General features: G+C 69.4%; 17 protein-coding genes, 1 tRNA gene and 1 pseudogene. 11 read left to right on the top strand and 8 right to left on the bottom strand.

Going from position 1 to position 21,113, the window contains the following annotated elements; translation table 11 throughout:
- Nucleotides 1-26: 26 nt before the first annotated feature.
- From CLM62_RS46870 to CLM62_RS46880, 3 genes are all read right to left on the bottom strand, one after another.
- Nucleotides 27-890, bottom strand: coding sequence for a hypothetical protein (locus CLM62_RS46870; protein ID WP_095756019.1), 864 nt, complete (start codon nt 888-890; stop codon nt 27-29).
- 193 nt (nt 891-1,083) lie between these two features.
- Nucleotides 1,084-2,181 carry a metallophosphoesterase gene (locus CLM62_RS46875; protein WP_095756020.1) on the bottom strand — a complete coding sequence of 366 codons (1,098 nt, stop codon included), beginning with the start codon at nt 2,179-2,181 and terminating at the stop codon, nt 1,084-1,086.
- A gap of 231 nt (nt 2,182-2,412) precedes the next feature.
- Nucleotides 2,413-3,525 (bottom strand): LacI family DNA-binding transcriptional regulator, encoded by a 1,113-nt coding sequence (locus tag CLM62_RS46880; RefSeq protein ID WP_095756021.1) that lies wholly within the window; start codon nt 3,523-3,525, stop codon nt 2,413-2,415.
- 417 nt (nt 3,526-3,942) lie between these two features.
- Here CLM62_RS46880 and hisC point away from each other — a divergent pair, with 417 nt between their 5' ends.
- The 5 genes from hisC (at nt 3,943) to CLM62_RS46910 (ending at nt 12,664) form a co-directional block, all read left to right on the top strand.
- Nucleotides 3,943-5,022 (top strand): histidinol-phosphate transaminase, encoded by a 1,080-nt coding sequence (gene hisC, locus CLM62_RS46885; protein WP_095756022.1) that lies wholly within the window; start codon nt 3,943-3,945, stop codon nt 5,020-5,022.
- Nucleotides 5,023-5,339: 317 nt separating this feature from the next.
- On the top strand, nt 5,340-6,848 hold the full coding sequence (locus tag CLM62_RS46895; protein ID WP_095756024.1) for a cytochrome ubiquinol oxidase subunit I: 1,509 nt from the start codon (nt 5,340-5,342) through the stop codon (nt 6,846-6,848).
- 20 nt (nt 6,849-6,868) lie between these two features.
- A complete protein-coding gene (cydB, locus tag CLM62_RS46900; protein WP_095756025.1) occupies nt 6,869-7,876 on the top strand; it encodes a cytochrome d ubiquinol oxidase subunit II in 1,008 nt (335 codons plus the stop codon).
- A gap of 70 nt (nt 7,877-7,946) precedes the next feature.
- Nucleotides 7,947-11,447 carry a thiol reductant ABC exporter subunit CydD gene (cydD, locus tag CLM62_RS46905; RefSeq protein WP_095756026.1) on the top strand — a complete coding sequence of 1,167 codons (3,501 nt, stop codon included), beginning with the start codon at nt 7,947-7,949 and terminating at the stop codon, nt 11,445-11,447.
- Nucleotides 11,448-11,590: 143 nt separating this feature from the next.
- Nucleotides 11,591-12,664, top strand: a complete 1,074-nt coding sequence (locus CLM62_RS46910) for a M23 family metallopeptidase (RefSeq protein WP_095756027.1) — start codon at nt 11,591-11,593, stop codon at nt 12,662-12,664.
- A 9-nt stretch (nt 12,665-12,673) separates the two neighbouring features.
- Here the strand turns inward: CLM62_RS46910 and CLM62_RS46915 are convergent, their stop codons facing one another.
- The 5 genes and pseudogenes from CLM62_RS46915 to CLM62_RS52565 form a co-directional block, all read right to left on the bottom strand.
- Nucleotides 12,674-13,543 carry a Cof-type HAD-IIB family hydrolase gene (locus tag CLM62_RS46915; RefSeq protein ID WP_179382513.1) on the bottom strand — a complete coding sequence of 290 codons (870 nt, stop codon included), beginning with the start codon at nt 13,541-13,543 and terminating at the stop codon, nt 12,674-12,676.
- Between the two features lie 119 nt (nt 13,544-13,662).
- Nucleotides 13,663-14,565: an LLM class flavin-dependent oxidoreductase gene (locus CLM62_RS46920; RefSeq protein ID WP_095756029.1), complete on the bottom strand. Its 903-nt coding sequence runs from the start codon at nt 14,563-14,565 to the stop codon at nt 13,663-13,665.
- A 51-nt stretch (nt 14,566-14,616) separates the two neighbouring features.
- Nucleotides 14,617-15,063 (bottom strand): hypothetical protein, encoded by a 447-nt coding sequence (locus tag CLM62_RS46925; protein WP_095756030.1) that lies wholly within the window; start codon nt 15,061-15,063, stop codon nt 14,617-14,619.
- 51 nt (nt 15,064-15,114) lie between these two features.
- Nucleotides 15,115-15,663 (bottom strand): RNA 2'-phosphotransferase, encoded by a 549-nt coding sequence (locus CLM62_RS46930; RefSeq protein ID WP_095756031.1) that lies wholly within the window; start codon nt 15,661-15,663, stop codon nt 15,115-15,117.
- 122 nt (nt 15,664-15,785) lie between these two features.
- Nucleotides 15,786-16,513: pseudogene (locus tag CLM62_RS52565) on the bottom strand (MerR family transcriptional regulator); the annotation flags it as partial.
- Nucleotides 16,514-16,832: 319 nt separating this feature from the next.
- Between CLM62_RS52565 and CLM62_RS46940 the strand changes: the two are divergent.
- The 6 genes from CLM62_RS46940 (at nt 16,833) to CLM62_RS50575 (ending at nt 21,081) form a co-directional block, all read left to right on the top strand.
- Nucleotides 16,833-17,810, top strand: a complete 978-nt coding sequence (locus tag CLM62_RS46940) for an ABC transporter ATP-binding protein (protein WP_095756052.1) — start codon at nt 16,833-16,835, stop codon at nt 17,808-17,810.
- Nucleotides 17,800-18,708, top strand: a complete 909-nt coding sequence (locus CLM62_RS46945) for a hypothetical protein (protein WP_095756032.1) — start codon at nt 17,800-17,802, stop codon at nt 18,706-18,708. The genes CLM62_RS46940 and CLM62_RS46945 overlap by 11 nt, the downstream gene beginning before the upstream one ends.
- Nucleotides 18,705-19,616 carry an ABC transporter ATP-binding protein gene (locus tag CLM62_RS46950; RefSeq protein WP_095756033.1) on the top strand — a complete coding sequence of 304 codons (912 nt, stop codon included), beginning with the start codon at nt 18,705-18,707 and terminating at the stop codon, nt 19,614-19,616. The genes CLM62_RS46945 and CLM62_RS46950 overlap by 4 nt, the downstream gene beginning before the upstream one ends.
- Nucleotides 19,617-19,626: 10 nt before the next feature.
- Entirely contained in the window at nt 19,627-20,346 is a 720-nt protein-coding gene (locus tag CLM62_RS46955; protein ID WP_095756053.1) for an ABC transporter permease subunit, read from the top strand.
- Between the two features lie 120 nt (nt 20,347-20,466).
- Nucleotides 20,467-20,712, top strand: coding sequence for a hypothetical protein (locus tag CLM62_RS46960; protein WP_095756034.1), 246 nt, complete (start codon nt 20,467-20,469; stop codon nt 20,710-20,712).
- Nucleotides 20,713-20,975: 263 nt separating this feature from the next.
- Nucleotides 20,976-21,081 (top strand) — tRNA-OTHER (locus tag CLM62_RS50575).
- Nucleotides 21,082-21,113: the final 32 nt, after the last annotated feature.

Raw genomic sequence — 21,113 nt, forward strand, 5'->3', positions numbered from 1 at the left:
GGGCGCAAGCCGAGGGGCCGCTCCGGCTAATCCGGCTTGTGATCCGGCCCCCCGAAGTCCGGGCTGGTGTAGTCCGGGCTCGTGAAGCTGGGGCGCGAGCCGGAGGCGCCGTCATCCGGGCTGCTGAAGCCCGGACGGTCGTAACCGAGCTGCGGGATGCGGCTGGTCGGCGCCGGCGGTGCCGTACGGCGCAGTGCGGCGGTGCCGGGGTCGGCCAGTGCCTCTCGCAGGAACGGCAGGATGCCGCGCTCCAGCAGGGCCTCACGCCAGGCTTCCCTGGCCAGGGCCACCTCCTCGCTCAACTCGCCGTGCTCCCCGGCGTCGAGCGAGGGCCGGTTGCGCAGCGCGGTGAGCAGCAGGCCGACGGCGGCGACGAGGATCGCGGCCGCGGTCATGGCGCCGAACACCCATCCAGTGGTGAGCATGGTCTGGGCGAACGCCGGCTCGGGGTCGAGCATCTTCAGGATGTAACCCACGAGCAGGAAGATCGCCGCGGCGGTTCCGGCGAGGACAGGTGCCAGGACCGCGACGACGGCGACGGCACCCGCGCCGGCGGTCTCGGCGGCCTCCCCCATGGTGGTGGCGAGCCCCATCGCGCTCGTGCCCGGTTCCGAGGAGCCGGATTCGCGCGTGGACGACGGGGTGGACGACGCCGGCTGGCGCAGTTCCTCGCGTGCCTTCACGTAGTGCTGGTACTCGGTCGCCGCTGCCGCCGTGATGAGTGCGGTGGCGTTGAGCGCCATGGTGCGCAGCTGTTCGGGGTTGAGCCGCTGTCCGACAGCGGTCAGTTCCGGGCGGTTTGGTGCGGAGCGCAGCGCCTCATCGAGGATCCGCTCGTATTCCTGGCGGTCCTCGCTCAGCAGGTGCTGCGGAACGCTGTTCATGTGCATCCCCCGATGCTCCGTAGGGCTTGGGGCTCGCATGCGAACGAGCCGTCGGGCAGAAACGGAGGGGAGCCTGCTACGGATAAGGCGATGGTAGAGCGATGATGGCGCGCGGTGACAGGGGGTTTACCGAAAATGCCCTCTGGCCAGCGTCGTCGTCGATCGGTCCTCCATGGGGGAACGCTTGCCCTGGGAACGCTCAGATATCCAGGGGAAGTTGCTGGACCAGCAGTTTTCCGGCCATGGTCACTCCGCCGTCCATCGCGATGGCGAGCCCGTCGGCGTAGATGTGCGGTCCCTCGACCAGGGGACCGGCCTCGTCCTCGCTCTCCTCGGAGCCGACCTCGCCCAGGAGGTACGGAATCGGGCTGTGACCGTGAACGATGCGGGTGCCGCCATACGTATCGAGCAGGGAGCGTACGGCGTCGGCTCCGCCCTCGTCGCGGAAAGAGAACCGCTTGGTGAACTTGCGGAACAGATCCCACACTTCGTCCGCGTCGTTGCGGGTGAGCGTCTCGCGGACGGTGTCGTTGACCGCCTCGATCGAGTCGCCGTAGTCGAGGTAGGAGGTGGTGTCGGAGTGGACGAGCAGATGGCCGTCGACCGCCTCCATGGCGTCGAGCCGGGCCATCCACTGCAGGTGGTGGTCCTGGAGGCGGTCCATGTCGGTCTTCTGGCCGCCGTTGAGCAGCCAGGCCGCCTGGAAGGTGGCGGTGCCCGCCCCGGAGTTGACGGGCGTGTCGCCGAACCGCTTGGCGCCGAGCAGCAGCAACTCGTGGTTGCCCATGAGCGCCTTGCAGTAGCCCCCGGCCGCGGCGGCCTCGGCGGACAGCCGCATCACCAGGTCGATGACGCCGATGCCGTCCGGGCCGCGGTCGGTGAAGTCGCCGAGGAACCACAGCCGGGCGGTGCCCGCGCACCACTGCCCCGCGCTGTCGACGAGGCCCTTCTCCTGGAGGGCGGCCACCAGTTCGTCGAGGTAGCCGTGCACATCCCCGACGACGAACAGCGGCCCGGGGCCGTTGACGGGCTGCGGTGCCGGTACGGACGCGGGATCGAGATTCACCTGAAGCGTGTCGCCGCGATTGATCACCGGCAGGTCGCGCTGCGTCGGCGTGTAGCCCTCGGGAAGGTCCCCCGGCTCCTCGACAGATGGCACCGTCTCGTCGGTGTGCGCTACGAGGGGGTACGGACCGGTCTCGTGGACGTACGCGGGTACCCGGAAGTCGCGCAACGTCGCCACCCGCTCCGCCTCGGGTCCCTGACCGGCCCCCTGAGTCATCGACCCCTCCACCATCGCGCCGCATCTGCACCGCTTCGGACTGCCTGGTCGCAGCGGCCCGCGGTGTCGTGGGCCCATCATAGGAATGCGGATCGCGCCATGTGATGACCCAGGGGTAGGGAATCGGAGCAAGACTCCAGTTCACCGCGGCTTTCGCCCCGATTGGGCAGGGCTTCGACCGCCTGTCGGCCGCCCTTGCCCCGCCCAGCGGAACGCGCTTTCTCTCTTCCTCCGGCCGCTTGGGCGCTACTTCTCCTCGGGCGACCGCGGCGGACTGACCGTCGTCCGCGGCGGACGTCGCTGGGACGAGGTACGCACGATCAGCTCGGTCGGTATCACCTGCTCGACCGGCTGGTCCGATGCGACCCCTTCGATGGCGTCGATGAGCAGCTGGATCACCGCGGTGCCGATGCGGCGCGGCTTCAACGAGAGTGTGGTGATGGGGGGTTCGGTGTTGGCGTACACGGTGGACTCGCTGCAGCAGACCAGCAGTAGATCGTCCGGGACGCGCAGCCCGTAGCGGCGGGCGGCGGCGAGCAGGTCGGTGCCGTTCGGGTCGAACAGGCCGTAGACGGCGTCCGGGCGGTCGGGGCGGGCGAGCAGCCGGTCGGCGGCGACGGCGCCCGCACACGGATCGTGCGCCGGGTAGGCCTCGTACACCGGGTCCTGGCCGACGCGTTCGCACCAGCGCAGATAGGCGGTGGTCGACAGGTGGGTGTACGTGTCCGTCGTCGTGCCGGTCAGCAGGCCGATGCGGCGGGCACCGGCCTCGGCCAGGTGGTCGAGGATGCCGAGTACGGCGGCCTCGTGGTCGTTGTCGACCCAGGCGGTGACCGGGAGCGCGCCGGCCGGGCGGCCGTCGGAGACGACCGGTAGACCCTGCCGGACCAGTTCGCTGACGACCGGGTCCTGATCGGAGGGGTCGATGACGACCGTGCCGTCGAGGGCGACGTTCGACCACACGTCGTGGCGGGAGGTCGCCGGCAGGATGACGAGGGCATAGCCACGAGCGAGCGCGGCAGAGGTGGCGGCACGGGCCATCTCGGCGAAGTACGCGAACTCGGTGAAGGTGAAAGGTTCATCCCCGTATGTCGTCACGGTCAGGCCGATGAGTCCTGACTTCCCGGTACGGAGCGTGCGGGCGGCGGCCGAGGGGCGATAGCCCAGCCGGTCGGCGACCTCGCGGACGTGGCGTCGGGTGGCGTCCGGGAGCCGGCCCTTGCCGTTGAGGGCGTCGGAGACTGTCGTGATGGAGACTCCGGCGGCGGCGGCAACGTCTCTGATGCCCGCCCGACCCGGCCGACTGCCTCGCCGTGAGGTTTCCGCGCGGCTCACCTGGTGCTTCCCTGCTGCTGTCATGGCGAGCCGATAGTAGGGCTCATGCGGTGGGGTAGGGCGGACGCATATGCACGCGTTGACAGGCACGTTTCTGCAAGGTCATCAAGGGTCAATTCCCTGAGAAAGCAAGGCAGTTGATCGATCCGATGGTAGGACGTGACTTGTCGGCGTGCACCGGCCTGCCAAGTGGTCGATGTTTCGAAGAGGTCTCAACTCACCTTCACGAGGGATGCGCGCCACGGAGTGAGCCACCGGCGCATAGATATATGTTTCCGCGCCCCTCGAATCGTGGGCGTTCGTACGATGATGCCCCCGATGCCGGCGTGACGGCCGAGGTCTGCTCCGACCGGTACGCAGCGGTGCCGAATCCTCATAAGGTGAGGAGTATTGGAAGCTGGCGGTGGTGATGGGCCGCCGGTGGTCGCGAGGAGGACTGCGGTGAGCGAGACGAGCCCCAAGCTGCGCGCCGAGCTGGAGGGTATTCCGACGTACAAGCCGGGCAAGCCTGCCGCGGCCGGTGGTCCGGTGGCCTACAAGCTGTCCTCCAACGAGAACCCCTATCCGCCGCTGCCCGGCGTGATGGAGACCGTGACGGCCGCGGCCTCGTCCTTCAACCGCTACCCGGACATGGCCTGCACGGGCCTGATGAGCGAGCTGTCCGAGCGCTTCGCCGTTCCGCTCACCCACCTGGCCACCGGCACCGGCTCGGTCGGTGTCGCCCAGCAGCTGGTGCAGGCGACCTCCGGACCCGGCGACGAGGTGATCTACGCCTGGCGGTCCTTCGAGGCGTACCCGATCATCACGCAGATCAGCGGCGCGACATCGGTGCAGGTGCCGCTGACGCCGGGCGATGTGCACGACCTCGACGCCATGGCGGACGCGATCACCGACCGGACCCGGCTGATCTTCGTCTGCAACCCCAACAACCCGACAGGCACGGTCGTGAAGCGGGCCGAGCTGGAGCGGTTCCTCGACCGGGTGCCCGGCGATGTGCTGGTCGTGCTGGACGAGGCGTACCGCGAGTTCATCCGTGACCCCGAGGTGCCCGACGGCGTGGAGCTGTACCGCGACCGGCCGAACGTCTGCGTGCTGCGCACCTTCTCCAAGGCCTACGGGCTGGCCGGCCTGCGCGTCGGCTTCGCGATCGCTCACGAGCCGGTGGCGGCGGCGCTGCGCAAGACGGCCGTGCCCTTCGGTGTGAGCCAGCTTGCACAGGACGCGGCGATCGCCTCGCTGCAGGCCGAGGACGAACTGCTCGGCAGGGTCGGCTCACTGGTGTGCGAGCGCACGCGCGTGGTCGACGGGCTGCGCGCCCAGGGCTGGACGGTGCCCGAGACCCAGGCCAACTTCGTATGGCTCCGTCTGGGGGAGCGCACAGTCAGCTTCGCGGCGGCGTGTGAGCAGGCGGGGGTGGTGATCCGGCCGTTCCCCGGCGAGGGTGTGCGCGTCACGGTCGGGGAGAACGAGGCGAACGACATCTTCCTGAAGGTGGCGGAGGCGTTCCGGAAGGAGCAGTAGGGCTTCGCGGGGGAGCGCGAGGGCGTCGCCGCCGGTTCAGAAGGCGACCGTGCCCGGTTCGACGATTTGCCGGGCGTTGGTTTCACGTGGAACGGCGACGCCGTGGCGTCTGCATGCTGCAGTTTCAACAGATTGTTGAAGTCTCTGCCAGGGGGTTGACGTGAGAAGGGGGACCCCCCTGTGACTGTCGAAAATCGGTGCGTCATACTTGCTTGTGAATGTGAACGCTTTCACAAGCCTGCCCAGTTGTTCACGCGATGTTGTGACATAAGGGGCACGCTGCCGCTGTACCACGGCGACGTAAGGAGACTGACGACGTGGACCTGGCCCTGGCGCCGGAGACATTGGCGCGCTGGCAGTTCGGCATCACCACCGTCTACCACTTCCTCTTCGTCCCTTTGACGATCTCGCTGGCCGCCCTCACGGCCGGTCTGCAGACCGCGTGGGTGCGCACGGAGAAGGAAAAGTACCTCAGGGCGACCAAGTTCTGGGGCAAGCTCTTCCTGATCAACATCGCGATGGGGGTGGTCACCGGCATCGTGCAGGAGTTCCAGTTCGGCATGAACTGGTCCGACTACTCGCGCTTCGTCGGTGACGTCTTCGGCGCCCCGCTCGCGTTCGAGGCCCTGATCGCCTTCTTCTTCGAGTCGACCTTCATCGGTCTGTGGATCTTCGGCTGGGACAAGTTGCCGAAGAAGATCCACCTGGCCTGCATGTGGATGGTCTCCATCGGCACGATCCTCTCGGCGTACTTCATCCTCGCGGCCAACTCGTGGATGCAGCACCCGGTCGGCTACAAGATCAACGAGGCGAAGGGGCGGGCCGAGCTCACCGACTTCTGGCTGGTGCTGACCCAGAACACCGCACTCGCCCAGGCCTTCCACACCCTCTCCGCGGCCTTCCTCACCGGTGGCGCCTTCATGGTCGGCATCTCCGCCTTCCATCTGCTGCGCAAGAAGCACATCCGCGAGATGAAGACCTCGCTGCGGCTCGGCCTGGTCACCGTCGCCGTCGGCGGCCTGCTCACCGCGGTCAGCGGCGACGTCCTCGGCAAGATCATGTACGAGCAGCAGCCGATGAAGATGGCCGCGGCCGAGGCGCTGTGGGACGGTGAGGCGCCCGCGCCCTTCTCGGTCTTCGCCTACGGCGACGTCGACGAGGGCCACAACAAGGTCGCCGTCGAGATTCCGGGCCTGCTGTCCTTCCTCGCCAAGGACGACTTCACCTCGTACGTCCCCGGCATCAATGACGTCAACAAGGCCGAGCAGGAGAAGTACGGACCCGGCGACTACCGGCCCAACATCCCCGTCGCCTACTGGGGCTTCCGCTGGATGATCGGCTTCGGTATGACGTCCTTCGCCGTCGGCCTGGCCGGACTCTGGCTGACCCGGAAGAAGTTCTTGCTGCCGCGGCACCTGAGGGTCGGCGACGACGAGGTGCCGCATCTGGCCCTGTTCCCGCACAAGGCGCTCGGCCCGAAGCTCTCCACGTGGTACTGGCGCATCGCGATCTGGACTCTGGCCTTCCCGCTGATCGCCAACTCCTGGGGCTGGATCTTCACCGAGACGGGCCGCCAGCCGTGGGTCGTCTACGGACTGTTCCAGACCCGCGACGCGGTCTCCCCCAGCGTCTCCCAGGGCGAGGTCCTCACCTCGATGATCGTCTTCACCAGCTTGTACGCCATCCTCGCCGTCATCGAGGTCAAGCTGCTCGCGAAGTACGTCAAGGCCGGCCCGCCCGAGCTCACCGAGGCCGACCTCAACCCGCCCACGAAGATCGGCGGCGACTCCCGTGACGCCGACAAGCCGATGGCCTTCTCGTACTAGGCCGAGGGAGCTGCACAGTCATGGAACTACACGACGTCTGGTTCGTGCTCATCGCCGTCCTGTGGACCGGTTACTTCTTCCTGGAGGGCTTCGACTTCGGGGTCGGCATCCTCACCAAGCTGCTCGCCCGCGACCGGCCCGAGCGGCGGGTGCTGATCAACACCATCGGACCCGTCTGGGACGGCAACGAGGTGTGGCTGCTCACGGCGGGCGGCGCGACCTTCGCCGCCTTCCCCGAGTGGTACGCCACGCTCTTCTCCGGCTTCTACCTCCCCCTACTGCTCATCCTTGTCTGCCTCATCGTCCGGGGTGTCGCCTTCGAGTACCGGGTGAAGCGGCCCGAGGAGAACTGGCAGCGCAACTGGGAGCACGCGATCTTCTGGACCTCGCTGATCCCGGCGTTCCTGTGGGGCGTGGCCTTCGGCAACATCGTGCGGGGCGTGAAGATCGACCAGAACTTCGACTACGTCGGCACTGTCTGGGACCTGTTCAACTCCTACGCCCTTCTCGGCGGCCTGGTGACGCTGACGCTGTTCACCTTCCACGGCGCGGTGTTCACGGCGCTCAAGACCGTCGGGGACATCCGGGAGCGGGCGCGGAAGCTGGCCCTGGGAGTCGGTCTCGCCGCTGCCGCTCTGGCGCTGATCTTCCTGCTGTGGACACAAGTCCACGGCGGTGACGGCAAGAGCCTGGTCGCGCTGGTCGTGGCGGTCGCCGCACTGGTCGCGGCGCTCGCGGCGAACCAGGCCGGGCGCGAAGGATGGTCGTTCGCCCTGTCCGGCGTCACCATCGTGGCCACGGTGGCGATGCTTTTCCTGACGCTCTTCCCGAACGTCATGCCATCCTCGCTCAATGAGGAGTGGAGCCTCACGGTGACCAACGCCTCGTCGAGCCCTTACACCTTGAAGATCATGACCTGGTGCGCGGCGATTGCTACGCCGATCGTGATGCTCTACCAGGGCTGGACCTACTGGGTGTTCCGCAAGCGGATCGGCACGCAGCACATCGCCGCCGACGCCACTCACTGAGTCCGACAGGGGTGCGTTTCACCGTGCTTCACGATGTTTCACGTGAAACACACCCCTTGGACCGAAGGGCATGTTTCACGTGAAACCGATCGATCCGCGTCTCCTCCGATACGCCCGCGCCACCCGGCTCTTCCTGGTGGCGGTCGTCGGCCTGGGTGCCGTCGGTGCGGGCCTGGTCATCGCACAGGCGATGCTCATCGCCGAGGTCGTGGTGGGCGCCTTCCAGCACAGGATGGCGGTCGCTGAACTCGGCACTCCCCTGCTGTTGTTGGTGGCCGTCGCGGTCGGACGTGCCCTTGTCGCGTGGCTGACCGAGCTCGCCGCCCACCGCGCCAGCGCGGCTGTGAAGTCGGAGCTACGGGGGCGGTTGCTGGACCGTGCCGTGGCCCTGGGGCCCGGGTGGCTGACCGGGCAGCGGACCGGCTCGCTGGTCGCCCTCGCCACGCGGGGAGTTGACGCCTTGGACGACTACTTCTCGCGCTATCTCCCACAGTTGGGGCTCGCGGTGGTCGTGCCGGCGGCGGTGCTGGCGCGGATCGTCACCGAGGACTGGGTCTCGGCGGCCATCATCGTCGGGACCCTGCCGCTGATCCCGATGTTCATGATGCTGATCGGTTGGGCCACGCAGTCCCGGATGGACCGTCAGTGGCGGCTGCTGTCCCGGCTCTCCGGGCACTTCCTGGACGTGGTCGCCGGGCTGCCGACCCTGAAGGTGTTCGGGCGAGCCAAGGCTCAGGCCGACTCGATCCGGCGTATCACCGGCGAGTACCGGCAGGCGACGATGCGGACGCTGCGGATCGCCTTCATCTCCTCCTTCGCGCTGGAGCTGCTCGCGACGATCTCGGTGGCGTTGGTCGCCGTGACGATCGGGATGCGGCTCGTCCATGGGGAGATGGACCTGTACATCGGCCTGGTCATCCTTGTGTTGGCGCCCGAGGCGTACCTGCCGCTGCGCCAGGTGGGGGCGCAGTACCACGCGGCGGCGGAAGGGCTCGCGGCCGCGGAAGAGATCTTCTCGGTGCTGGAGACCCCCGTGCCGGAGTCGGGGACTGGTGCCGTGCCGGCGGGGGCGCTGTCCTTCGAGGGGGTTACGGTCCGCTATCCCGAACGGTCCGCGGATGCCGTGACAGACGCGTCCTTCACCGTAGAGCCCGGAGAGACGGTCGCTCTCGTCGGACCGAGCGGCGCGGGCAAGTCGACACTCTTGAACGTGTTGTTGGGATTCGTGCGGCCGACGGAGGGGCTGGTCCGGGTCGGGGGAGCCGATCTGGCCGACGTAGACCTGGAGCGGTGGCGGTCGCGCATCGCTTGGGTGCCGCAGCGGCCGCACCTGTTCGCCGGGACGATCGCCGAGAACGTACGGCTGGCCCGGCCCGACGCGGACGATGCCGCCGTACGGCGGGCGCTGGGGGACGCGGGGGCGCTGGAGTTCGTGGACGCGCTGCCGCAGGGAGCCGACACCCTGCTCGGCGAGGACGGGGCCGGACTGTCCGCCGGACAGCGGCAACGGCTTGCGCTGGCACGGGCGTTCATCGCCGACCGGCCGGTGCTGCTGCTCGACGAGCCGACGGCGGCGCTCGACGGGGCCACCGAGGGCGAGGTCGTGGAGGCGGTACGGCGGCTGGCGGTGGGGCGGACAGTGCTGCTGGTGGTGCACCGGCCGGCACTGCTGGCAGTGGCGGACCGGGTGGTGCGACTGGAGGAGCCCGACTCCCCCATACGCATGGCAGCTGCGACCAGGACAGACCGGGCACGCCCGATCGAGGAGGCGTCAGCCCCCACTGCGGACGCTCCTGAGATCGAGACACCGACGACGGACACCCGTGGTGTTCTCGCACGCGTCCGTGCCATGGCAGGCCCCCGGCACGGACGGCTCGCCCTCGCCCTGCTGCTCGGCAGCCTGGCGCTCGGCAGTGCCGTCGGCCTCATGGCCACCTCCGGGTGGCTGATCTCGCGGGCCTCGCAGCAGCCGCCGGTGCTGTATCTGATGGTGGCCGTGACGGCGACGCGGGCCTTCGGTATCGGGCGGGCCGTCTTCCGGTACGCCGAGCGACTCGTCTCGCACGACGCCGTTCTGCGGATGCTGGCCGACACACGGGTCGCCGTGTACCGGCGGCTGGAGCGGCTGGCGCCCGCCGGACTGCGCCGAACCCGCCGGGGGGACCTGCTCTCGCGGCTCGTCGCCGACGTGGACGCCCTGCAGGACTACTGGCTGCGCTGGCTGCTGCCGGCTGGCGCCGCCGTGGCCGTGTCGGCCGCGTCCGTCGGCTTCACGGCATGGCTGCTGCCGGAGGCCGGCGCCGTGCTCGCGGCCGGGCTGCTGGCGGCCGGTGCCGGCGTCCCGCTGCTCACCGGCGCCGTCGCACGCCGTGCGGAGCGCAGGCTGGCCCCGGCCCGCGGAGCACTCGCGACGCGCGTGACGGACCTGCTCACCGGCACCGCCGAACTGACCGTCGCCGGAGCCCTGCCCGGACGTACCGCAGAGGCGCGGCGCGCCGATGGGACGCTCACCCGGATCGCTTCGCGCGCCGCCACCGCCACCGCTCTCGGCGACGGTCTCACCGCCCTGCTCTCCGGTCTGACCGTCGCCGCCACGGCCCTCGTGGGCGCCCAGGCGGTCGTCGAGGGGCGGCTGAGCGGCGTGGCCATGGCCGTCGTCGTCCTCACACCGCTGGCCGCCTTCGAGGCCGTCCTCGGTCTGCCACTCGCCGTGCAGTACCGGCAGCGGGTGCGCAAGAGCGCGGAGCGGGTGTACGAGGTGCTGGACGCACCTGAGCCCGTGCGTGAGCCGGAACGGCCCCGGCAGGCGCCTGCGTCGCCGTTCCCGGTCGTCGTCAAGGCACTGGCCGCCCGCCACGCCGGACAGGACCGGGACGCACTCGCCGGAGTCGATCTGACCCTGGAGGAGGGGCGCCGGATCGCCGTGGTCGGGCTGTCCGGCTCGGGCAAGACGACGCTCGCGCAGGTGCTGCTGCGCTTCCTGGATGCGGAGGCGGGTTCGTACACCTTGGGCGGCGTGGCCGCCCACGCGCTGGACGGCGACGACGTACGGAAGCTCGTCGGGCTGTGCGCGCAGGACGCGCACCTCTTCGACAGCTCGGTGCGCGAGAACCTCCTCCTCGCGAAGAAGGACGCGACCGAGGACGAGCTGCGCGCCGCCCTCGTACGCGCCCGGCTGCTCGACTGGGCCGACGGCCTCCCCGACGGACTCGACACGCTGGTCGGCGAGCACGGGGAGCGACTGTCCGGCGGGCAGCGGCAGCGCCTCGCGCTGGCCCGGGCGCTGCTGGCCGACTTCCCCGTCCTGGTGCTCGACGAGCCCGCCGAGCATCTCGACCTGCCGACGGCCGACGCGCTCACCGCCGACCTGCTGGCCGCCACCGAGGGCCGTACGACGCTGCTCATCACTCACCGACTCGTCGGCCTGGAGGCGGTCGACGAGGTCGTCGTGCTGGACGAGGGACGTGTGGCGCAGCGGGGACCGTACACGGAGCTGGCCGCCGTGGACGGGCCGCTGCGGGGGATGGTGGAGCGGGAGGCGGAGTCGGAGCTGTTGGTGGGGGTGCGCTAGCCGGACCGAGCGCGTTACATCGCCGGACGGAAGAGGAGTGACGCCGTACGGGTACTTCTGACTGACCCATCTGCCGCAACCCGTCCCCCACCCGTACGACTTGAGCAGGACCGCACCCACCGACGCGGGCCACGATCGCTGACATGCGCTCACCTCACCGCCACTCGCTGCTTGTTCCGGCGCTGTTGTGCGCGTTCGCCCTGCTCTTGCTCGCGGCCCGCCCCACCGAGGCCTCCGGCGACGGCGAACACGGCAACCACGGCGCCACCGACACCGGAATCAGCGCGCAGGTGGCCCGGCTGTACGAGGACGCGGCCGTGGCGACGCAGCAGTACGAGGCGGGGCGGCGCGAGGCCGAGGCACAGCGGGGACGGGCAGAGCGCTACGAGGCGCTCCTCGACCGCGAGCGGCGGGACATCGCCGTCCTGCACGAGGACCTGGGCCGGATCGCGCGCGCCCAGTACCGCAGTGGCGGCGGTCTTCCGCTCACCGCGCAGATGATGGTCGCGGACGACCCCGACGAGCTGATGCGCGGTCAGCGGGCCGTGTGGCAGGCGGATCTGGCGCTCAACAACGCGATCGACAAGAGCAGGCGGGCCGAAGCACGCCTCGCCGCGGACGAGGCGAAGGCAGAGGCGGCCTGGCAGGCGCAGGAGCGGCGGAACACCGAACTCGCCGACCTGAAGAAGGGCATCGAGGAGAAGCTCCAAGCGGCGCAGTGGCAGTTGCAGGGCCAGGCCGACGCCTCCGTCGCGGCCGGCTCCTGCCGTGGTGCCGTCGGGTTGGACCAGCCGCGGATGGACTTCACGAGCGCGTGGGTCGCGCCGTTGGAGACCTACACGCTGTCCGCCGAATTCGGCAGCGGCGGTGCGCGGTGGGCGAACCGGCACACCGGGCAGGATTTCGCGGTGCCGATCGGCACGCCGGTCCGGGCCGTCGGCGCGGGCCGCGTGGTGAAGGTGTCGTGCGGCGGCGCCTTCGGCATCGAGGCCGTGATCGCGCACACGGGCGGCTACTACACGCAGTACGCCCACCTCGCCGCCGCCGCCGTCAACCAGGGCGAGCAGGTGAGCATCGGTCAGTGGATCGGGCAGTCGGGCAGCACCGGCAACTCCACCGGCCCGCATCTGCACTTCGAGGTGCGGCTCACGCCGCAGATGGGCTCGGCGGTGGATCCGGTGAAGTGGCTGTCGGCACGAGAAGTGAGCCTCCGCTAGGCGGAGCGGCTACTCCCGCTCCGCCAGCAGCCGTTCGATCACGACCGCCACCCCGTCGTCGTTGTTGGCCACCGTCTGTCCGGACGCGGCCTCGATCACGTCCGGATGCGCATTGCCCATCGCGTACGACCGGCCCGCCCAGGTGAGCATCTCGACGTCGTTCGGCATGTCCCCGAAGGCGACGACCTCCTCGTGCGAGATGCCACGCTCGGCACAGCACAGGGCGAGCGTGCTGGCCTTGGAGACACCGGGGCCGCTGATCTCCAGCAGGGCGCTGGGGCTGGAGCGGGTGACGTTGGCCCTCTCGCCGATCGCGAGGCGGGCGAGGGTGAGGAAGGCGTCGGGGTCGAAAGTGGGGTGGTAGGCGAGGATCTTGAGCACCGGCTCGGCGGCGCCGGGGCCGTCCGGCGCCAGCAGGTCCTCGGCGGGCGCGAGATCGTCGGGGATCTCCATGTGCAGCTTGGGATAGTCCGGCTCCTGGTGGAAGCCGTACGTCTGCTCCACCGCGTACACCGTGCCCGGCGCCGCCTCGCGCAGGAGCCGTACGGCGTCCAGCGCGTTCTCCCGCTCCAGCTCCCGCACCTTCACGAACCGGTGGGTGCCGGGGCCGCCGTGCAGGTCGACCACCGCGGCGCCGTTGCCGCAGATGGCCAGCCCGTGGCCGTGGACGTGGTCGCTGACGACGTCCATCCAGCGGGCCGGGCGGCCGGTGACGAAGAAGACCTCGATGCCCGCCTCCTCGGCGGCGGCGAGGGCCGCGATCGTGCGCGGGGAGACCGACTTGTCGTCGCGCAGCAGGGTGCCGTCGAGATCGGTGGCGATCAGCCGCGGCGGGACGGTGGCGGCCGGGGTCTCGGGCTGTCGAGTCGCTGAGGTCACCCGGTCATTCTCCCGCACGGGCCCGCACGACCGTGCGGGAGTCCGCACAGGTGAGTGGTCACCGCTCTCACCAGCTCCGTCACCCTCCGTCGGGCCCGGAACGGGCACCGCGGGCACGCTCACCGCAGCTGCGCCGGTCCCTCCATGGCGATCTGCTCGAAGACCTTCTGCTCCGCAGCGAAGTCCGAGTCCGGGATGGGCCAGTGGATCACGATCTCGGTGAAGCCCAGCTCCTGGTACTTACCCGCGAAGTCCACGAATGCGTCGAGTGACTGGAGTGGGCGGCCGCGGTCCGGGGTGAAGCCGGTGAGCAGGGTCTTGTCCAGCGTGCCGGCATCGCGGCCCATCGCGGCGCATGCGTCGGCCAGCCTCTCGGCCTGCCTGTGAATGGCTTGAACCGACTGTTCAGGAGTGCCGTTCTCGTACAGCCGGGGGTCACCGGTGGTCACCCACGCCTGCCCGTATCGCGCGGCCAGCTTGAGTCCGCGCGCCCCGGTCGCCGCCACAGCGAAGGGCAGCCGGGGGCGCTGAACACAGCCCGGAATGTTGCGCGCCTCGTGAGCCGAGTAGAAGTCGCCCTCGTACGACACCGAGTCCTCGCTGAGCAGCCGGTCCAGCAGCGGGACGAACTCGGCGAAGCGATCGGCGCGCTCACGCGGGGTCCACGGTTCCTGCCCGAGCGCGGTGGCGTCGAAGCCGGTGCCGCCCGCTCCTATGCCGAGCGTGAGCCGGCCGCCGGAGATGTCGTCCAGAGAGATCAGCTCCTTGGCGAGGGTCACCGGATGCCGGAAGTTCGGCGAGGTCACGAGGGTGCCCAGACGTAGCCGGTCGGTGACGGTCGCGGCGGCGGTCAGCGTCGGCACGGCACCGAACCACGGGCCGTCCCGGAAGCTGCGCCAGGACAGGTGGTCGTAGGTGTAGGCGGTGTGGAAGCCGAGCTGCTCCGCGCGCTGCCATGGCTCGCGACCCCCCTCGTGCCAGCGGCGGTACGGGAGGATCACGGTGCTCAGGCGCAGACTCATGTGTCGAGCGTATGCGGCCGGAGGTGTTTCACGTGAAACAGCCACGGAGGGTCATCGCACGCGGCTGCTCAGCCATGGGCTGAGGTTGACCATCGGCATCCACTCCTTGTGCGTACGGTCGCCGGGCAGCGGCACGACCAGGAAATAGCCCGGTGGGAAGCGGCGGCCCCTGACGTAGGCGAGGTCGCCGAAGACGGAGCGGAGGAAGGCCGGAACATCGTCGCGCGCGATGTCGGGACACTCGACGCCCTCGACCTCGATCAGCGCGTCGTCCTCGGGGTAGAGCCGCACGCTGACCCGGGGCACGCCGCCGAACTCGACGAACGCCTCGTGGGGAAGGGAGCCGTCCGGGTCGGTGGTGACGCCGACGCCCGCGGCACTGCGACGCGAGGTCTGGTCGGCGCCGATGTCATGGGTGACGTCGATCTCGCGCGCGTACTCGGCGGCGATGGCACGCAGGGCGGTGACGGCGGCCTCAGTGGTGGAGAAATGGTCCATACCACCGATCATGGCGGAGAGGGATCCCCGCGGCAGGGAAACGGGCGGCTGTCAGTGCGCCTCGGGGAATCGCAGATACCGCGGCGGTACGGCCTTGGTCAGCCACACCCCGTTCGCGCTCACGTGGAAGACATGCCCGTCGCGGTGCATGGCGCCCGCGTCCACCGACAGCACGACAGGCCGGCCGCGGCGGGCGCCGACCCGGGTGGCGGTCTCACGGTCGGGTGAGAGGTGCACGTCGTGCCGGTTCATGGGCCTGAGCCCCTCGGCGCGGATCGCGTCCAGGTAGCGGGCCACGGTGCCGTGATAGAGGTACGGCGGCGGGGTCGCCGACGGCAGTCCGAGATCGACGTCGACGCTTTGGCCCTGGCTGGCGCGGATCCGGGTGCCGTCGATCGCGAAGCGCTGCTTGTCGTTGGCGGCGACCACATGGTCCAGTTCGTCCCGGGTGAACCGGAACCCATGAGCGGCGGCCGCGGCGATCAGGGTGTCGATCTCCACCCAGCCGCCCTCGTCCAGCGTGAGCCCGATCCGCTCGGGCTGGTGCCGCAGATGCTTCGAGAGGTACTTCGACACCTTCACGGTGCGTCTTTCATCCACAGCACCAGCCTGCAAGGAGAGATGTGAATCACGCGAATGATTTTGCTCCCGATGTTTGATCCACAACCAAGTGCAGTTATCCACAGGGGAATTGGCGATTCTGTGGACAACCGACCTTTGATTCACGGGACTTCATCAAGATCAACTGTTGAGCCGTGACTTGGTGTGATCCGGTCCAAGGCGCGTGCCCGCACCTCCCGTTCGACGGCCAGCGTGATGAACTCCGCCGCGTGCTCCGAGCCAACCAGCGCCTCCACGGCCCGCATTGTCTCGGCCGGAATCGCCACGGAACGCCGTCGATCCTCACCAGCGGGCGTCTCGTCCGCACCGAGCCGCTGCCGCAGGTGCCGGACGGCGAACAGACGTATCGCCCGGGCGAGTTCCGCGTCCACCGTCTGCTGCGCGAGCGGGCGCAGTCGTCGTACGAGTGAGGCCGCTTCGGCCGCGTCCGCGTCGGTTGACGGTGCGCACCGTCGAGGTAGCGGGCGAAGACGTGCTCCGTCGTGAACTCCAGGAAACGGCCCGCGATGTGCTCGACCTGACCTCTCAACTCCCTGAGATGGCCCGAGATCGCCGACAGCGGTACGCCAGCGGCATGCAACTCAGCCGCCACAGCCAGCTCTTGGGGACTGGGCACGAGAAAGGAGTCGTCGTCGCCGGGCACCGGCTCCAGCACGCCCAGCTCCACGGCATCGTCGACCGCCGCGTCGTCGGGAACTCCGCCGAACCATTCGACCAACTCGGCGCGCGAGACCCGTACCGGCTCCTCGTCGGTCCACGGACCGTCCACCTCGGCGACCAACCCGAGTACCCCGCCGAGGCCCCGGCCGGCGTCCCACGCCTCCAGCAGGCCCGGCTGCGGCGGATGATCGGAGAAGCGGTACGGCGACCACAGCGGCGACCAGCCCTCGCGGTGGCCGTGCAGCGCGTCGGCGGCCAGGCCCTTCACGCCGATCGCGGTACGTGCCCGTGAATGTGACAGTCATTAGGGGCTGCGTCAATAGACCTTGGCCGGGCTGTGGACAACTCCGCGGATGTGGACAACCGGGACGCCGTTGTTCGACCTCAGGGTGACCCTTAGGGCCCCGTACGCCTGAAGTCTGATACCAAGACGGCTCTGCGGAGTGACGACCGGCGTGGTCCGCGTCACTACCGTCGAAGGCGTGACTGTGATCGCGACCGAAAGCCTGAGCAAGCGGTTCCCCCGGGTAACCGCGCTTGACCGGCTCTCCGTGGACGTCGGGCCCGGTGTGACCGGACTCGTCGGAGCCAATGGAGCCGGCAAGTCCACACTGATCAAGATCCTTCTGGGTCTGTCCCCCGCCACCGAGGGCCGCGCCGAAGTGCTCGGACTCGATGTCGCCACCAAGGGAGCCGCCATCCGCGAACGGGTCGGCTACATGCCGGAGCACGACTGCCTGCCACCCGACGTCTCGGCCACCGAGTTCGTCGTCCACATGGCGCGCATGTCCGGCCTGCCGCCGGCCGCCGCGCGTGAGCGCACCGCGGACACCCTGCGCCACGTCGGTCTGTACGAGGAGCGCTACCGCCCCATCGGCGGCTACTCCACCGGCATGAAGCAGCGCGTCAAGCTGGCGCAGGCCCTCGTCCACGACCCGCAGCTGGTCTTCCTGGACGAGCCGACCAACGGCCTCGACCCGGTGGGCCGCGACGAGATGCTCGGCCTGATCCGCCGCATCCACACCGACTTCGGCATCTCCGTCCTGGTCACCTCCCACCTGCTGGGCGAGTTGGAGCGCACTTGCGACCACGTCGTCGTCGTCGACGGCGGCAAGCTGCTGCGCTCCAGCTCCACCACCGACTTCACGCAGACCACGACGACCCTCGCGATCGAGGTCACCGACACCGACGAGCACCCGGACGGCACCCGCGCGGTGCGCGACGCGCTCCACGCGCGCGGGGTGGACGTCCTCGACAGCGGCGGCGGCCTGCCGGGCGCCGGCCACGTGCTGCTGCTCACCGCGCAGGGCGAGGAGACGTACGACCTGGTGCGCGACGTGGTCGCCGACCTCGGCCTCGGCCTGGTGCGCATGGAACAGCGCAGGCACCACATCGCGGAGGTCTTCCACAGCGACGACGAGAGCAGCGAGGCACAGCGGAAGGAGGCGGTCGGCCATGGCGGTTGAGCACCCCGTAGCGGCACCTTCAGGTGACCAGACCCGTATCCACAACATCGGCTACCGCAATTACGACGGCCCGCGCCTGGGCCGCTCCTACGCCACCCGTTCCCTGTACTCGCAGTCCCTGCGCGGCGCCTACGGCCTCGGCCGCTCGGTCAAGTCCAAGGTGCTGCCGATGCTGCTGTTCGTGGTGATGTGCGTGCCCGCGGCCATCATGGTCGCCGTCGCCGTCGCCACCAAGGCCAACGACCTGCCCGTCGACTACACGCGCTACGCGATCGTCATGCAGGCCGTGATCAGCCTGTACGTCGCCTCGCAGGCACCCCAGTCCGTCTCGCGCGACCTGCGTTTCAAGACCGTACCGCTGTACTTCTCGCGGCCCATCGAGACCGCGGACTACGTGCGCGCGAAGTACGCGGCGCTGGCCTCGGCGATGTTCGTCCTCACCGCCGCCCCGCTGCTCGTGCTCTATGTGGGCGCCCTGCTGGCCAAACTCGACTTCGCCGACCAGACCAAGGGATTCGCACAGGGACTCGTCTCCGTGGCACTGCTCTCGCTCCTCTTCGCCGGCCTCGGCCTGGTCATCGCGGCGGTCACCCCGCGCCGCGGCTTCGGCATCGCGGCCGTGATCGCCGTCCTGACCATTTCCTACGGCGCCGTCTCCACCCTCCAGGCCATCGCCGAGGTGCAGAACAGCACCGGATCCATCGCCTGGATCGGTCTGTTCTCGCCCGTCACGCTCATCGACGGAGTGCAGTCCGCGTTCCTCGGCGCGACCTCGGCGTTCCCCGGAGGCGTCGGCCCGACGAACGGGGAGGGCTCGGTCTACGTCCTCGTCACCCTGGGCCTGATCGCCGCCTGCTACGGCCTCCTGATGCGCCGCTACCGAAAGGTCGGACTGTGACCACGCTCTCCATCGACCACGTATCGCGCTGGTTCGGCAACGTGGTCGCCGTCAACGACATCACCATGACCATCGGCCCCGGCGTCACCGGCCTCCTCGGCCCCAACGGCGCCGGAAAGTCCACCCTCATCAACATGATGGGCGGCTTCCTGGCCCCGTCCACCGGCACCGTCACCCTCGACGGACAGCAGGTGTGGCGCAACGAGAACATCTACAAGCACATCGGCATCGTCCCCGAGCGCGAGGCGATGTACGACTTCCTCACCGGGCGCGAATTCGTCGTCGCCAACGCCGAGTTGCACGGCCTCGGCGCCAAGGCGGCCCAGAAGGCGCTGGCCACGGTCGAGATGGAGTACGCGCAGGACCGCAAGATCTCGACGTACTCCAAGGGCATGCGGCAGCGCGTGAAGATGGCGAGCGCACTCGTTCACAACCCGTCGTTGCTCCTGCTCGACGAGCCGTTCAACGGCATGGACCCGCGCCAGCGCATGCAGCTGATGGACCTGCTGCGGCGCATGGGAGACGAGGGCCGCACGGTCCTGTTCTCGTCCCACATCCTCGAAGAGGTCGAGCAACTCGCCTGGCACATCGAGGTGGTCGTCGCGGGGAGGCACGCGGCGAGCGGCGACTTCCGCAAGATCCGCCGCCTGATGACCGATCGCCCGCACCGCTACCTGGTGCGCTCCAGCGACGACCGCGCCCTCGCGGCCGCGCTGATCGCCGACCCGTCCACGTCCGGTATCGAAGTCGACCTGACTGAGGGCGCGTTGCGCATCCAGGCCGTCGACTTCGGCCGGTTCACGGCCCTGCTGCCGAGGGTCGCCAGGGACCACGGCATCAGGCTGCTCACGGTCTCGCCGTCCGACGAGTCCCTCGAGTCCGTCTTCTCGTACCTGGTCGCGGCGTAGGAGGCCCATGATGTACGACCCCACAGTCGCCCGGCTCACCTACCGGGCTCTGCTCGGCCGTCGCCGGGCCCTCATCCTGGGCGCGCTGCCGCTGTTGCTGATCGCCATCTCCGTGGTGGTGCGCGGCCTGGCAGGCGCCGACGACCAGACCGCGTCGGACCTGCTGGGCGGGCTCGCGCTCGCCACCATGGTGCCGATCATCGGTGTCATCGCGGGCACCGGCGCGATCGGACCGGAAATCGACGACGGTTCGGTGGTGTACCTGCTGTCCAAGCCGGTGAAACGGCCGACGATCATCTTCACCAAGCTGATCGTCGCCATCGCGGTGACGATGGTGTTCTCGGCGGTGCCGACGCTGATCGCGGGCCTGATCCTCAACGGCAACGGCCAGCAGATCGCCGTCGCCTACACGGTGGCCGCACTGGTCGCCTCCATCGCGTACGCGGCACTCTTTCTGCTGCTGGGGACGGTGTCCCGGCACGCGGTGGTGTTCGGGCTCGTCTACGCGCTGGTCTGGGAGGCCCTGTTCGGCTCCCTGGTGTCCGGGGCGAAGACGCTCAGCGTCCAGCAGTGGTCGCTGGCCGTGGCACAGAAGGTCGCAGGCGGGGACATCGTGACCTCGGACGTCGGGCTGCCCACGGCGACGGTGCTGCTGGTCGTGGTGACCGTGCTCGCCACCTGGTACGCCGGACAGAAGCTGCGGTCGCTGACGCTCGCGGGCGAGGAATGACAAGTCCCGGCTCTTGACAGAGGCTTCACCTCTGTCCGGGCACACTGGGCAAAGCGGATGCACGGCAAACCACGGGAAACCACGGGGCAACACGGGGACGCACGGCTGGGAGGATCGGGGATGGCAGGCGAGATGGCGGAGAGCGAGGGCCGCGAGCGGGCGGCCGGGTCCGAGGACACGTGGGACGACCTCGTCCTGGACGAAGAGTTCATACGGTCCGCCGAGACCTCCGAGCCGTCCGCCCGGGCCCGGATGCTGGCGGCCCGCTGGCGCGAGGAGAAGCCCGAGCCTCAGCCGTGGCGTTCCGACGAGCCGCCCGCGGGGTGGTTCTTCAGCAAGCGTCGGCGCAGGTGGCGGCGCCGGTAACGCGCGCGAGTGCCTGATAATTCGGTGGCGTCCAACTCGTCGTACAGGCACAGTGGTTGTGTCCACGACGCCGGATCCGAGCCGGCGCCACGTACTGGGGAGGAGCTCGGCGATGTCCTTGCACGACAGTCCGTTGAGCTCCCCACAGGGCAGCCCGCGGCGGGCTTTGGAGTAGTTACGCCTCCGTTGAGCCCGCCCGCACGGGGGGCTGCCCGGGCGGCCGCTTCGAGCACGCGAATCGCACTCGCGTGGGCCGCCCTCCCGGAGGATTGGCCGAGTGGTAAGGCACCGGTTTGCGCTGTGTTCAATCAAGAGCAAGCCGCGGTCGGGCTTGGAAAGCCCGCGCACGTTCGATCCGTGCATCCTCCGCGAGACGTGTCACTGGGACTGGGCCGGGTTGC

The sequence above is a fragment of the Streptomyces sp. SA15 genome (genome assembly GCF_002291145.1).
GTDB lineage: Bacteria > Actinomycetota > Actinomycetes > Streptomycetales > Streptomycetaceae > Streptomyces.

Bases quoted from the DNA above. Each gene is read 5' to 3' on its own strand.
- CLM62_RS46925 (WP_095756030.1), bottom strand. From the start codon at position 15,063: ATGGACCATTTCTCCACCACTGAGGCCGCCGTCACCGCCCTGCGTGCC.
- CLM62_RS46870 (WP_095756019.1), bottom strand. From the start codon at position 890: ATGCACATGAACAGCGTTCCGCAGCACCTGCTGAGCGAGGACCGCCAG.
- CLM62_RS46920 (WP_095756029.1), bottom strand. From the start codon at position 14,565: ATGAGTCTGCGCCTGAGCACCGTGATCCTCCCGTACCGCCGCTGGCAC.
- CLM62_RS46960 (WP_095756034.1), top strand. From the start codon at position 20,467: ATGGCAGGCGAGATGGCGGAGAGCGAGGGCCGCGAGCGGGCGGCCGGG.
- CLM62_RS46910 (WP_095756027.1), top strand. From the start codon at position 11,591: ATGCGCTCACCTCACCGCCACTCGCTGCTTGTTCCGGCGCTGTTGTGC.
- CLM62_RS46945 (WP_095756032.1), top strand. From the start codon at position 17,800: ATGGCGGTTGAGCACCCCGTAGCGGCACCTTCAGGTGACCAGACCCGT.
- CLM62_RS46955 (WP_095756053.1), top strand. From the start codon at position 19,627: ATGTACGACCCCACAGTCGCCCGGCTCACCTACCGGGCTCTGCTCGGC.
- CLM62_RS46880 (WP_095756021.1), bottom strand. From the start codon at position 3,525: ATGACAGCAGCAGGGAAGCACCAGGTGAGCCGCGCGGAAACCTCACGG.
- cydB (WP_095756025.1), top strand. From the start codon at position 6,869: ATGGAACTACACGACGTCTGGTTCGTGCTCATCGCCGTCCTGTGGACC.
- CLM62_RS46875 (WP_095756020.1), bottom strand. From the start codon at position 2,181: ATGGTGGAGGGGTCGATGACTCAGGGGGCCGGTCAGGGACCCGAGGCG.
- cydD (WP_095756026.1), top strand. From the start codon at position 7,947: ATGTTTCACGTGAAACCGATCGATCCGCGTCTCCTCCGATACGCCCGC.